Genomic DNA, 13,872 nt, shown 5'->3' on the forward strand with positions numbered 1-13,872 from the left:
GGGTTACGGACAAGGATTTCGACGTAGCCGAGCAGCAAAATGCGCGGGCAGAATGGGTCTTATTAAAGGAAACATGCTCTAACCTGAAACCGGCAAAATCACGCAAGCGACCGGTTTATGCGAAAAATCGGTCGTTCTGGCCCGTGCTAACCGGCGCGGCGGCAGTCGACCGGCATACGCCCTAAAATGTCGGAGGGCGGGTGGCTAAAAGCCTGAAGGCGTCGTCGTCTTCCCATTGTAACCGGGTTGCGCGCAGGGGCGGCACACCTTTGTAAAACAATAATTGTTCGGTTTCGGGCATCCGGGCGACCTCCACCGATTTTAACATGGGGGGTTTATCGCCGCCGCGCAAATGCACCGGCGCATCATTGCTGCCAGTGCGGCTCCCGGTATCGACAAACCGCGACATGGCTGTCAGTCCTGCCGACCAATCAAGATCAAAGGCGCCATCCTGCCCGAAAATCTGAATAACATCGCTGCGCCCAACCACATTTTCCCAGTTATGGCACACTTCCATAACGGCACTTACACCGCTAAAACACGGCCAAAGGGTCAAACCACCACTTGCTGTTCCACCGCCCAGCAACCTTTCCAGCTGCACCAGCCGCCCCAGGGCTTCGATCCGGTCCAGCATCACCAGCCAAGGCGGCGTTGGCCGCGTGGAATCGCGGTTGGTAATTAACGACAGCAAACATCCCAAAACCACCCGGCACCATGCCGTCAGGGGCTGGTCATATCCGTCAGGCGGGTCACCAATCACAAAAACCGATGCCCGTGCCGTGGTAATATCTTCGAGCTCGAAACTGGTGCTGCCGCTAATATCTTCGATTTCTGACACATTAAAAACCGCCGTTGCCTTGCGACAAACCGCCAAAATTGCACTGCTGCGCTCGTCCGACATATCCAGCAGCGACAGGGCAATATCGGAAATGCGCCCCTCCGTCGCATCAATATCGCCAAGCTCACCCAATAACGGATAAAACCGGTGCGCCGGAAGCGTTATATTGCGATGAACACCGGCAAGGTTACGGTCGCGTTCGCGGCCATTGCGGTAGGTATGAATGATCAACCCTTGCAGCAAAACCCGCGCCACCCGCGCATCTTGCGGGCCCAGATCGCTCGCCAAATGTGGCACCAGCACCAGTTCGGCCATCATGCCTGCATCGGTTATCAACCCTTCGCCTTCAGGACGCAGGAAATCAAGCGGGTTAAAACAATCTGACGCGCTGCCAGAACGCCCGAACGGGTCTAGAACAATAACCTTTTGCCCCAGTTGGTTCCGCCGGTCGCGCACAGCCTTGCACACCAGCCCGGCGGTTTCAAATACCAATACATTATCGCGCGTTGTCAGGGCATTGGGGATGGCGCTGCTGCGATAAAAATCATCCGAAGCATTGGAAAATGTCATTAACCGGCGCACCGCAGAAACACCGGTCAGTTTATGTTCGCGCCCCCAGCGGGCCAGATAAATCTGCTGGTCATCCTCAAACATTTTGGCCTGTTCCAGGCCGTCTTCTTCTGCCCAATGGGTATCGGGACCGTTATGATCGGGGTAGGTTTCAGTCTCGGCTACGGGCAACGGTGCCGGATTTTGCCGCCCTCCGGCCAGAACCGGCCCTAAAATTGCGATCAGCAACCGCACAACCATCGGAATAACACCGCAGACCAGGCCGACAAGAATAAGGGCATCATCACGCGCAATCACGCCAATGGTCACGACAAGCGCGCCCAGTGCCAGCATTAACACCAACATCACCCGAAAGCCCGATGGCCCCATTGATACCTCCCGTGCGGCCCCGTTTTCAGAGCCTTATGTCGCAAGCCTTAACGCCCTGTGTCACCGCATACCCCCACGGGGCATATGCTTTTGTTCGTTATTAACCCCGACACAGCCCGGATGCGTCCCCGATGCGTCCGCGATTTCCCCGGATTTATCCCGTGCGACAGCCGCCCCACACCGCCGAAAAACGCCCCGCCCGTGCCCCCGCACAAGATGGAACATACCGCGTTTTACAGCGATCACGTTGCGACCAGATTGCGCTAACCATCTATGAAAGCACAATATACGCAACCAGTCCGGGCATCACGCACCATACATTCGTATTAGAGCATATTTCCTTTAATAAGACCCATTCTGCCCGCGCATTTTGCTGCTCGGCAAGGAGAAGTCCGCAGGGCGTAACGGGGTTACGGACAAGGATTTCGACGTAGCCGAGCAGCAAAATGCGCGGGCCCGGAGGGTTCAATTTTGACGGCGTTTGACGGCGTTACACCGCTTGCCCGATGCGCCGCATCGCGCGGCGCGCTGTGCCTTGCCAAACGGCACGTCAAAATTAAACAAAATGGGTCTTATTAAAGGAAACATGCTCTAATACACTTCATAACCTTTATAAACAACTCGATGCAAACAATGTTTACATTCGCCCAACACCGGCGCGATTGCGCCCGCCCCGGTCCCTCATCCCCAGCCGCCCAAGGTTGGCGCCGACGGCAGGACGCACTTCGCAAACCCCGGCAGCACGACACCAACGGGCACAAGGCACAAAGCAGACCAAACAGGGGAAAGGCCGCATCAATCGGCATCATCCGGGGCAAAACGGGCACAAAAAATCCCCGGTCAGTTGCCCGACCGGGGATTTCTTAAAATATCGGGATCATCAGGCGACAAGCTGACAAACCGGCGAAAAAATCAGGCCGAAACCTTTTCGGTTTCACCATCGTTACCGCCATCTTCGCCATCTTCGCGCGCGCCAACCCGGCTACGACCACGACGGGCTGTCGGATGACGGCCCCGGGTCCGTGTGGTTGAAGATGCACGTTTGCGCAGTTTTGTATCATCCCCGCTTGCATCTTCATCGCCATCGGGAGCCGCGTTCGCAGGAACGTCGCTGGCCACAGCTTCAGGGCGGGCAACAGGTGCCGCGTCATCAGCCGAGGTCGCATCGTCGTTTTTGGCACTGGCCGCCGTTTTACGGGGCGCACGGGGTGTCGTTGTCCGACGGGCCCGTGGCGCACGTTTCGGCGCGGCTTCTTCACTGTCATCTGCGCTGGCATTCACCGGCGCAGCAGCAGCAGCAGAAGGAACCGGCGCATCATCACTGCGGGTTGCCGACACCGGAGCAACATCATCGCCAGAAGTCATTTCTGCCTTTGGTGCGCGCGGTGTACGTGGTCGGGGTGTGCGCGGGGCACGTGCCGGTTTTACATCATCCTGTCGGGTCGACATGTTTGATGCGCTATCAGAACGCTGTTCGCCATCACCGTTATCTGCATTCGCAGATACAGGCTGTGCCGAAGCCGCCACATCGTCACGGGAACCGTTACTGGAATTTACACCGTCGTTTGACGAAGCATCATCGCTTCGCTCATCGCGGCCATTACCATTGTTACGGTTGCCACGCTGATCGTTACTGGTGCGATCATTGTTGTTGCGATCGTTGTTATTACGATCATTGCGCTGCTCGTTGCGGTCGTTCCGGGGCTGCGCTTCACGGCGCTGGTTTTCCCATTCGACTGCAGACTGCAAAATACGGTAATAATGTTCGGCATACTGATAATAATTTTCAGCCAGAACAGGATCATCGGTGCAGTCTTTGGCAAGCGAAACGTATTTTTCGTAAACTTGTTGGGCGTTACCGCGCACGCGCCCGTCCGGACCGTTACTGTCAAAATTTTGAAATTTCGGATTTACAGGACGTTTATTAGGCTGTGGCCGCCCACGGGGACGTTTATTGTTATTTCTCATATCAACATACTGTTGGCGTTGAGGACACCCGGGGTCATCGTGATCGTGACCCGGAACCAATCCGTCTGAAAAAACACATTTCCCGAAAAACAGCACCGGTCAAACGGTACCGTCAGAAATCAACCGATAACCAATTTTAAGGAACGGAGATTTTTTACTGTTTACAGGGGAACACGGCGCAATAAGAAAGCGCGTCAGGCACCCGGCCTGCTCAGGACAAACTATATGGCTTGCCAGCTTATTCCAACTGTTTTTTTGCGTTCTTTCGTTTTTTTTACATCTGTTTTACCGGTAAAGGCCAATAAGATGCCTTTACCAGTAAACACAACTGCTTACTGGCTGCGCGGCCACTTTACTTTGCTGCTTTTCGGGGCATTAACGGGCTAAATATTTATTAATTCGGCGCAATCATACAAATTACGAACGTTTTTGCCCGCCCACACACCGGACAATTCCGCCAAGGTCACAGCGTTCTTGAATCATTCCAAATTCATGTTGTGCCAATAAAGCCGAAACGGCTTCTTGCTGGCCCTGACCAATTTCAAAAAGAACCCAACCGGACGGACGGACAAGCCGCGCTGCAATCGCGGTTAATATCCGATAAGCATCCAGCCCGTCGGCCCCGTCGCTGAGGGCGCAAAACGGGTCAAAGTCGCGCACTTCGGGGGTCAGTCCCGGCATTTCGCCCAGTGCGATATAAGGCGGGTTCGAAATCATGATATCAAATTGCGCGGCCTTTGTCTGCGCATCAAGATCGCAATCCCAATCCGAAACCACAAACCTGCTGCGTTGATCAAGGCCAAGTGCCACCGCATTCCCGGTCGCGCATTGCACGGCACCGGCGCTAATATCCACACCTATGCCAAAACTGTCAGCCACGTCGCCCAGAACCGATAGCAACAAACACCCGGTTCCGGTGCCAAAATCAATCAACCGGGGCTGCGAAAAGTCCCCGGCCCGCTCAATCGCCCATTCAACCAGCGTTTCACTATCGGGGCGCGGGTCCAGCGTAGCGGGGGTTATTTTGAACGAATGGCGCCAAAAATCGCGCTGTCCCAAAATACGCGATACCGGTTCGCGCGTGGCGCGGCGGCGTATCATCTCGCGAAAGGCTGCGGCCCTGACGGGTTCAACCGGGTTTTCGGGCCATGCCATAATCTTGCTGGCGTCAACGTCACATGCCGATGACAGTAAAATACGGGCATCAAGCCGGGCGGTATCGCACCCGGCCTGTTTTAACTGTGCCGTCGCCTCAAGCATTAACGAACCAAGCGTGGGATGATCCTGCGGGGTCATGCCCGGCTCAACTTTCGATTTCAGCCAGTTTTTGCGCCTGATCTTCCGAAATCAGCGCATCAATCATTTCATCCACCGAAGGCCCGCCGGTTAAAAAATCATCTAGCCGATACAGGGTCAGGTTAATGCGATGATCCGATATCCGGCCTTGCGGGAAGTTATAGGTGCGAATGCGCTCGGACCGGTCGCCAGACCCGACCTGCGATTTGCGATCGGCCGCACGGGCGGCATCCTTGGTTTCGCGTTCGTGATCATACAAACGCGTCATCAGCATCTTCATGGCCTTGGCCTTGTTTTTATGCTGCGACTTTTCTTCCTGACAGGCGGCAACCACCCCGGACGGAATATGGGTCACCCGCACGGCACTGTCGGTGGTGTTCACGTGCTGGCCCCCCGCCCCCTGGGATCGATAGGTATCAATGCGCAAATCCTTGGGGTCAATATGCACATCAACCTCCTCGGCCTCGGGCAAAACGGCAACGGTGGCGGCAGATGTATGAATACGCCCGCCGGTTTCGGTAACCGGCACACGCTGCACGCGGTGAACGCCGCTTTCATATTTCAGCCGCGCAAACACCCCGGCACCCGAAACACTGGCGACAACTTCCTTAAACCCGCCAAGGTCGTTTTCGTTGGCGTCCATCAGCTCAAACCGCCAGCCCTTGTTTTCGGCATAGCGCTGATACATCCGATACAGATCAGCGGCAAACAGGGCCGCTTCCTCGCCGCCGGTCCCGGCGCGAATTTCCAAAATGGCGTTCTTTTCATCCGCCGAATCCTTGGGCAACAGCATCAGCTTTACGGCGTGTTCGGCCTCGGCCAATTGTTCGACCAGTTCCTGGCGTTCTGCCTCGGCCATTTCGCGCATTTCACGATCAGATTCAGGGTCGGCCAGCAGCTCCTTCACCCCGGCCATATCGTCATGCAACTGTTGAAAGGCTTCAACTTTTTCCACAAGCGGCAATAATTCGGCATATTCGCGCGACAGTTTGACAAAGCTGTCATTGTCACCCGCCCCCCCCGACAACAGGGATTTAAGCTCGTCAAACCGGCGAACAACACCATGCAGTTTACCTGGGTCCAAACTCACTCTTTATTCTCCTGATCTGTATCTGTCGGTTCTGAATTATTGTCATCACCGGGATGAAGCGGAAACAACCGCCCCAACAATTTCTGTGCCTTGACCCATTCCATGGTCCCGGCCCCACCCGTGGTGGCTGCTAGGTCTTTAAGGGCTTGTGTAGGTGCATGCAACAGGCGATTAACCAAAAGCCGGGTCGCCTTTTCGGCGTCACCGTGGCTTTCGGCCAGTGCCGCGGCGCGCACCGCATCAAAATGCTGGCGCAATTCGGCCAAGGCTGGCACGGCAGCGCGTTCGGCACGCACGCGCACAAAATGGTCAACTTCGGCCTCGACCATCGCCCAGGCTTCGTCGGCTTTTTCTTCGCGGCCACCGCGCCCTTGTGCGGCAATGTTTTCCAAATCTTCCAGGCGATAAAAAAACACCTCGGAAATCTCGTCAACCTGCGGGTCAATATCGCCGGGAACGGCGGTATCAATCATAAGAACCGGGCGATAGCGGCGACGTTTAACGGCGGCCAGGGCGATTTCATGATTGATCAGATACCGCCGCGATCCGCCCGCTGTCAGCACAATGTCGGCTTCGGCCAGCACCCGGTCAAGATCGCCCATATCGGACCAATGGCATTCCAGCCGCTTGGCCACCAGGCGTGCGCGCGCCGCCAAACGGTCCACCACCATAATGCGGCCCATGCCGCGCTCGGCCAGCGATGCGGCAATTAACTCGCCCATGTCGCCCGCACCGGCCAAAAGTAGGGTGCAATTGGCAATATCCCCATGCAGGTCACGCGCCACCGATTGTGCCGCCGCGGCAATGGAAACCGCCCCCTGCCCAATCCCGGTCTGGCTGCGCACCCGTTTGGAAATGGCATAGGCGGTTTGATAAACCTGTTCAAGCTCGCGCCCCACCAGCCCGTGCGCCCGGGCAATTTTGTGGGCTTCCTTGATCTGGCCAAAAACCTCGGGCTCGCCAATCACAAGGCTGTCCAGCGAGGCGGCAACAGCAAAAACATGGCGCAAGGCTGCGCGGCCCGAACGAATGTAAAGCTCGCTCGCCAGTTGGTCGCGGTCCAGATCAGCCCACAGGGCCATCAGGTCAATCACACGTTCGCGGCCCCGCTCGGCCTCAAACGCCAATAAATGAATTTCGGTTCGGTTGCAGGTTGAAACAACCACCGCCTGCCCCAGCCGGGCCTGATCAATCACGCCCAAAAACTGGGGCAAACGGGTTTCGTCAATGAAAAGGCGGTCGCGCGTTTCGTCACTGGATCGCCGGTGGTTGGTTCCAACCACCATCAATCGGTCCAGCGGCCAGTCTCCGGCTTCGTCGCGTCCCGCCGCCTCACTCACCCGGTTATTACCTTTCGCCAATCACACCGATCAGGCTGTCGATGGCAACTTCGCGCTGCTCGCCTGCATCAAGGTCGCGCACCATGGCCACACCCTTGGCCAGTTCGTCATCACCAATGATGACGGCCATTTTGGCATTGGCTTTGTCCGCCCGTTTCATGCGTTTTTTCATATTACCGGCATAGCCCAGCTCCACCGCAATGCCAGCTTCGCGCAATTGCTGGGCCAGTGACCGGCAGCGGCTTTCGGCGGCATCGCCCATCGGAATCAACGCAACCGGGCGCACGGCGGCGGGGCCTGTGCCCACCATCATCGCCAAACGTTCAACACCGGCAGCCCAGCCCACACCTGCGGTTTGCGGGCCACCCATTGTTGACACCAGCCCGTCATAGCGGCCACCGGCCATGACCGTGCCCTGTGCACCCAGCGTGCTGGTCACAAATTCAAAGCAGGTATGGCAATAATAATCCAGCCCGCGCACCAGACGCGGGTTCAGCTGATAATTAATACCAATATCGCCCAAACCGTCGGTCAGTTGCTTAAAAAACGTCTGTGAATGTTCGTTTAAATATTCGGCAAATAATGGCGCATTGGCCACCAGTTCGCGGTCGCCTTCATCCTTGGAATCCAGAATGCGCAGCGGGTTTTTATCCAGACGGTTGCGGCTGTCTTCCGACAATTTGTCAAAATGGCCTTTGAAATAATCGACCAGTACATTGCGGTATGCTGCCCGGCTCTCTGGATCGCCAAGGGTATTAAGTTCCAGCGTGATATTATCCCACAAGCCCAATGATTTCAGGATATGCGCGCCATAGGCAATCACTTCGATGTCGCCTGCCACCTGCTCAACACCCAACAATTCAACACCGATCTGGTGGAACTGGCGCTGACGGCCTTTTTGCGGGCGTTCATAACGAAACATCGGGCCGTAATAACACACCTTCACCGGCGACATTTGCTGCATGCCGTTGGAAATATAGGCGCGTGCAATACCGGCGGTGTTTTCGGGGCGCAGCGTAATTTTTTCGCCCCCGCGATCCTCAAACGTATACATTTCCTTGGTCACCACATCGGATGTATCGCCAAGGGTGCGGGCAAAAACGTCGGTGAATTCAAAGATCGGCGTGGTCATGCGATGATAACCATACAGCTCGCCAATGGCGCGGGCGGTTTCCGCGATATGGTCCTGTACCCGGTTTTCTTCGGGCAAAAGGTCATGTGTGCCACGGACGGGTTGAAGCGATGCCACGTTTGGTCTCCGATATTCTTGCTGTTTTCGATAAAGGGATCGTCATATACGCACGAAAATAGCCTTCCGCCGGGGTGGCGGAAAGCCTTAATTCGGCAAATGTCGCGCTATTGCGCCGCTGCCTTGGCGGCTTCGATTTTTGCAGCCCGTTCTTCGACCAGATCAACGATATGATCGACCATTTTTTCGCTGCTGATATTATGGTCCGGCTTGCCCGAAATATACATTTTGTGGTTGCCACCGCCCCCACCGGTCAGGCCGATATCGGTTTCGCGCGCTTCGCCGGGGCCATTGACAATGCAGCCAATGATCGACAGGGAAATCGGCGTTGCAATATGGGCCAGCCGTTTTTCCAGTTCGGCCACAGTATCAACCACGTTAAAGCCCTGACGCGCACAGGACGGGCAGGAAATAATCTGCACGCCGCGCGTTCTAAGGCCCAGTGATTTCAACATGTCATAACCGACATGGATTTCTTCGACCGGATCCGCCGACAGCGACACCCGCACGGTATCGCCAATACCGGCCCACAGCAAATTACCCATCCCGATCGACGATTTCACCGTCCCGCCGCGCAGGCCACCAGCCTCGGTAATGCCCAGATGCAGCGGATAATCGCAGGCCTCGGCAAGGCCATAATAGGCCGCCACGGCCAAAAACACATCCGATGCCTTGACCGATATTTTGAACTCGCGGAAATCCTGATCTTCAAGGATCCGCGCATGGTTCATGGCACTTTCGACCATCGCTTCGGGGCAAGGTTCGCCGTATTTTTCAAGCAATTCGCGTTCCAGCGACCCGGCATTAACGCCAATGCGCATTGAACAGCCATGGTCCTTGGCCGCCTTGACCACTTCTCGCACCCGTTCGGTCGAGCCGATATTGCCGGGGTTAATCCGCAGGCAGGCGGCACCGCTTTCCGCGGCTTCAATCGCGCGTTTATAATGGAAATGGATATCGGCGACGATTGGCACACTGACCTGTTTGATGATGTCTTTCAGGGCCAGGGATGATTCCTGATCAGGGCACGATACACGCACAATATCGGCACCGGCTTCTTCAAGGCGATGAATTTGTGCGACCGTACCGGCCACATCCGTGGTCAGCGTATTGGTCATGGATTGCACCGAAATAGGTGCATCCCCGCCAACCTCGACGGAACCTACACGAATTTTACGGCTTTTGCGGCGCTCGATATCACGATAGGGGCGGACACTCATTTGCGGATCCGTAGCCTTTGTTGCAACACAGTGAACTGTAGCGCTGTATATAGCTTATCAGTGGCCCAGAAGAAACCGTCGCACACAGGTTTTTCGCGGCGTTTTTGTGACAGCGGAAAAAACAGCCACAAAAAAGGCGGCCCGGGGTCAGGCCGCCTGAAAAATATATAACAGCCTAACGTCCTGTTATTGCGTTTTTTTATCAGTAGCACTTGCCAGAATATCGTCAGGATTAAGCGAATAATCCGAAATCACCTGACCATAAGAACCAACCGAAACATTTTTGCTGTCATCAACACTGATGGACAATGCCCCGGCGTTACCCACTTCAAGCTTCAACCCGTCACGATTGGGCACCCGATACACATCACCGGCACTTAACATCCGGGTCAGCAAAATATTGCCGTCATCCTCGCGGATGCGTACCCAGCTGGTTTCGTTAGCGGAAATCGTGACACGGCTGTCGGCGTTAACCGCGCCAAAAACACGCCCGCCGCCCGCATCACCAACTTCCGGGGCTGCCGGAATTGCGGCCACTTCCGGTGTGGCAGCGGTTTGCGGGGTATTAGGCGCACGCGGCGGCAACGGGATATTACCCTGACTGGGCATAACCCCCACAGACTGACCACCTGTTACCGCTTCATTGGCCGCGGTCGCGCCATAGCTGCTTGCCGTCGTTGCGTTCGGGGCCGGTGGCATTGCCGTTGCGGCACGACCATTGGCCGCATTCGGAGCCGGTGCCGCTGCACCCGCAGTTGCAGTTGCAGTTGCATTGGCATTTGTGTTGGCATTGCCGGTGGCCGCAACCGTATCTTGCTTGTCTTGCGATGCCGCATCAATACCGGGTTCGGCGAACATCCCCTCCACCGTTCCGGCAGGCGCACTGGTCATGCTTTGCGATGCCTGCTCCGAGGGGGCCCCCCCCATCTGCTGCCCGTTCGGCCCAACTTCGGCCGCATGGGCTTCGGCGGCATTTTCCAGGGTGCGCTCGGATGTGGCCTTGCCAGCACCGTCATTGCTACCCGCAAAATTGCCTTTCATACGGTCGGGCAACGGCTCGACCAGATCTGCAATGGTTTTGCCCTGACTCGACATGTAATACCAGCCGCCATAGGCAACAATACCCAACACGGCAGCAATCAGCATCATCGCCCCGCCCGGCACCCTGCTTTCCTGCACGGGCCGTGGGAAGGTCAATTGCGTGCGCACAACCGGCGCGTTACTTTCTTCCTTGAAACGACGGACAATTTCCTTGCCGTCCAACCCCAGATGTTCGGCATAGCCCTTAACAAAGCCCAAGCCATACGGCCCGCCCGGAAGCGCGTCATAATGGCCATTTTCAATGGCTTCGAGATAAACTTTCCGAATGCGCAAAAGCTGGGAAACCCCCTCGATGGTTTGACCATGAGTGGTTCGGGTATGGCGTAACAACCGCCCGACATTCACCGCTTCAGCGTTAAAATTAACCTGTGGTTCCATACTCATATCATTTGACGGCTCACTTCCGGGCAGCGGTGTGAACCGCAGACGCCCTTTCGGTGGCACTCCCAAATGATCTTCCTTTCGCTTTCCGATCGCCAACTCCCGCACCCCCACGTTACGATCCAGCAACAAACTAGCAAATACCCCAGCCAAAAGCGATTTTTTTTAAAGTTTTACACCGTGATCTATTGCGAAAGCCTTAAGACGAGACCTAAGACTTTTCCCGGGGCTATCCAGGAGCGACAGCACATATTGTTCAACACTTTTTGCATTCACGCTTCGGACCATTTCCTTGACCGGCCCGACCGATGCCGGTGCCATTGACAGACGCCGGATCCCCAACCCGATCAAAGCCATTGCCTCTAACGGACGCCCGGCCATTTCGCCACAAACGGTCAAACGTACATTCCGGTCATCACACAAATTCACCAGGTGCCTTAAAAAGGTAAAGACACTGGGCGACAAGGTATCATACCGACCTTCCAGGCGCGGATTCCCGCGATCTGCGGCAAACATGAACTGAAGCAAATCATTGGTCCCGACCGAAAGAAAATCCACCAGACCCAACAGGCTGTTGGCCTGCCAGATCAACGCGGGAACTTCCAGCATTGCCCCAACCTTGACCGTGCGGGGCACAAACCCGCGCAAGGCTTCACGCTCCAGTTGCCGGTCAAGCAGCTCTTTGGCCGCCTTGAATTCGGCCACCTCTGCGATCATCGGAAACATGACATGCAAATCCCGGTCATGGGCTGCGCGGATAAGGGCACGCAACTGGTGCACCAAAACCGCCGGGCGATCCAGCGTTATCCGGATCGACCGCCACCCCATCGCCGGATTCTCTTCTGTCATATCCTGCCAATAGGGCAATAATTTGTCACCGCCAACATCAAGGGTGCGAAAAACCACCGGTCTTCCTTCAGCCTGCTCGAAGATGCGGTTGTAAAGCCGGGTCTGGTCTTCGATGTCGGGCATGGCGGATCGCACCATGAACGGTATTTCCGTCCGGTACAGGCCAATGCCATCGGCCCCGCTTTCAATGACGTGGGGCACATCAATTAACAAACCGGCATTGATGTTCAGCGAAATGTTAATATCGTCCCGGGTGTGGGCGGGTAAATCGCGCATTTGCGCATAAAGCGCCTTGCGTTCCGCCCGCGCCTTTAACGCCCCGTCAATAACGGCGCGCACATCCTCGCTGGGACGCACAAATAACTGCGCATTATCGGCATCAACAATAAGCGGGTCGCCGCCCTCAACCTTGTCAAGAACGCCCTTTACGCCGCCCAGCACCGGGATATCAAGGGCACGCGCCACAATCGCCACATGCGATGTATGCGACCCTTCTTCCAACGCCAGCCCGCGCAGGCGGGTATGGTCATAATCAAGCAGTTCGGCCGGGCCAATATTGCGCGCCACCAAAATAATATGGTCTGGCAAATTGCCAAAGGCTGGTGATTGAAACTGGCCGGACAAATGCTGCAACAACCGGTTGGCAAGGTCTTCAAGGTCGTGCAGGCGTTCGCGCAAATAAGGGTCGGTTACCTGTGCCATGCGCGCACGGGTATCATCATGCACCTTTTGCACCGCGGCTTCGGCGGTAAGGCCGGTATTAACAGCCTCGGTAATGCGATTTAACCAGCCGGTATCCTTGGCAATCATGCGATAGGCATCAATGATGTCGCCAGGGTCATCGCCGCCGCCAACATCAAACTCGCCCACCGCCTCGACCATGCGGTCCAGGTGTTTTTGCAACACCCGCATGGCTTCGCGCAGGCGGGTTAATTCTTCTTCCGGGTCTTCGGCCACCATGCGGTCAATCACGATGCGCGGTTCATGCAAAACTGCAATCCCCTTGCCAATCCCCGGTGCCAGGCGTGCCCCGGTCAGGCGCAACGGCAACAGGGCAATGCCATCGGCCAGGATTAATTCGTCGCGGTTAACCAGCTCGCCACCGGCGACCATTTCGGCCAGCACCATGGCAACATTTTCAAGGGCTTCCTGTTCGTCCTCGGTATATTGGCGTTCGGTGCGGTTCTGAACCGCAAGCACGCCAATAATCCGGCCGCCACGCAAAACCGGCACACCGATCATGGAATGATAGATTTCTTCGCCGGTTTCCGGGCGATAGGCGAAATTGGGGTGCGATTGTGCATCGCGCAAATTAAGGGGCCGCGCATGGGCGGCAACATAGCCGACAATGCCTTCGCCCGTCCGCAGGCGCGTGCGATGCACCGCCTCGGCAGCCAGGCCGCATGTGGCAAAAAGTTCAAGCACCTCGCCCGCCCGCATGACATAGACCGAACACACTTCTGCAACCATGTCGGCTGCAATAATGGTTACAATCTTGCCCAGGCGTTCTTCAGCGGTCCCTGGTCCGGCCATAACGTCGCGCACCCGTTTTAACAGGCGACGCGGACCAGTGACTGCGGCGGGCGATATGCTCATCAGGT

Annotated in this window: 9 protein-coding genes; all 9 read right to left on the reverse strand. The window is 56.2% G+C overall.

Translation table 11 applies throughout. From position 1 onward, the window contains the following. Window positions 1–181 precede the first annotated feature (181 nt). Window positions 182–1,777 (reverse strand): type IV secretory system conjugative DNA transfer family protein, encoded by a 1,596-nt coding sequence (locus TMES_RS10375; protein ID WP_085582200.1) that lies wholly within the window; start codon window positions 1,775–1,777, stop codon window positions 182–184. Window positions 1,778–2,689: 912 nt separating this feature from the next. Next, window positions 2,690–3,745, reverse strand: coding sequence for a DUF4167 domain-containing protein (locus TMES_RS10380; protein WP_143589618.1), 1,056 nt, complete (start codon window positions 3,743–3,745; stop codon window positions 2,690–2,692). A gap of 417 nt (window positions 3,746–4,162) precedes the next feature. Continuing rightward, the gene (gene prmC / locus TMES_RS10385) at window positions 4,163–5,041 is read right to left on the reverse strand and encodes a peptide chain release factor N(5)-glutamine methyltransferase (RefSeq protein ID WP_085582202.1); all 879 of its coding nucleotides are present in this window, start codon (window positions 5,039–5,041) and stop codon (window positions 4,163–4,165) included. 7 nt (window positions 5,042–5,048) lie between these two features. Next, window positions 5,049–6,131, reverse strand: coding sequence for a peptide chain release factor 1 (gene prfA / locus TMES_RS10390; RefSeq protein WP_085582204.1), 1,083 nt, complete (start codon window positions 6,129–6,131; stop codon window positions 5,049–5,051). Beyond that, window positions 6,128–7,471 carry a glutamyl-tRNA reductase gene (gene hemA, locus TMES_RS10395; protein WP_085582206.1) on the reverse strand — a complete coding sequence of 448 codons (1,344 nt, stop codon included), beginning with the start codon at window positions 7,469–7,471 and terminating at the stop codon, window positions 6,128–6,130. Before hemA ends, prfA begins: the two co-directional genes overlap by 4 nt. A 7-nt stretch (window positions 7,472–7,478) precedes the next feature. Continuing rightward, complete coding sequence (gene hisS, locus TMES_RS10400) at window positions 7,479–8,720, reverse strand: histidine--tRNA ligase (RefSeq protein ID WP_085582208.1); 1,242 nt, start codon at window positions 8,718–8,720, stop codon at window positions 7,479–7,481. 107 nt (window positions 8,721–8,827) lie between these two features. Beyond that, window positions 8,828–9,940, reverse strand: a complete 1,113-nt coding sequence (gene ispG / locus TMES_RS10405; RefSeq protein WP_085582209.1) for a flavodoxin-dependent (E)-4-hydroxy-3-methylbut-2-enyl-diphosphate synthase — start codon at window positions 9,938–9,940, stop codon at window positions 8,828–8,830. Between the two features lie 186 nt (window positions 9,941–10,126). Beyond that, entirely contained in the window at window positions 10,127–11,425 is a 1,299-nt protein-coding gene (locus TMES_RS10410) for a helix-turn-helix domain-containing protein (RefSeq protein WP_085582211.1), read from the reverse strand. 162 nt (window positions 11,426–11,587) lie between these two features. Then, window positions 11,588–13,867, reverse strand: a complete 2,280-nt coding sequence (ptsP, locus tag TMES_RS10415) for a phosphoenolpyruvate--protein phosphotransferase (RefSeq protein WP_085582213.1) — start codon at window positions 13,865–13,867, stop codon at window positions 11,588–11,590. Window positions 13,868–13,872: the final 5 nt, after the last annotated feature.

The sequence above is a fragment of the Thalassospira mesophila genome, assembly GCF_002115755.1.
Lineage (GTDB): Bacteria > Pseudomonadota > Alphaproteobacteria > Rhodospirillales > Thalassospiraceae > Thalassospira > Thalassospira mesophila.

What these genes read in the sequence shown, in the direction of transcription:
- TMES_RS10410 (WP_085582211.1), bottom strand. Translation starts at nt 11,425, where the DNA reads ATGAGTATGGAACCACAGGTTAATTTTAACGCTGAAGCGGTGAATGTC.
- ispG (WP_085582209.1), bottom strand. Translation starts at nt 9,940, where the DNA reads ATGAGTGTCCGCCCCTATCGTGATATCGAGCGCCGCAAAAGCCGTAAA.
- prmC (WP_085582202.1), bottom strand. Translation starts at nt 5,041, where the DNA reads ATGACCCCGCAGGATCATCCCACGCTTGGTTCGTTAATGCTTGAGGCG.
- TMES_RS10375 (WP_085582200.1), bottom strand. Translation starts at nt 1,777, where the DNA reads ATGGGGCCATCGGGCTTTCGGGTGATGTTGGTGTTAATGCTGGCACTG.
- TMES_RS10380 (WP_143589618.1), bottom strand. Translation starts at nt 3,745, where the DNA reads ATGAGAAATAACAATAAACGTCCCCGTGGGCGGCCACAGCCTAATAAA.
- ptsP (WP_085582213.1), bottom strand. Translation starts at nt 13,867, where the DNA reads ATGAGCATATCGCCCGCCGCAGTCACTGGTCCGCGTCGCCTGTTAAAA.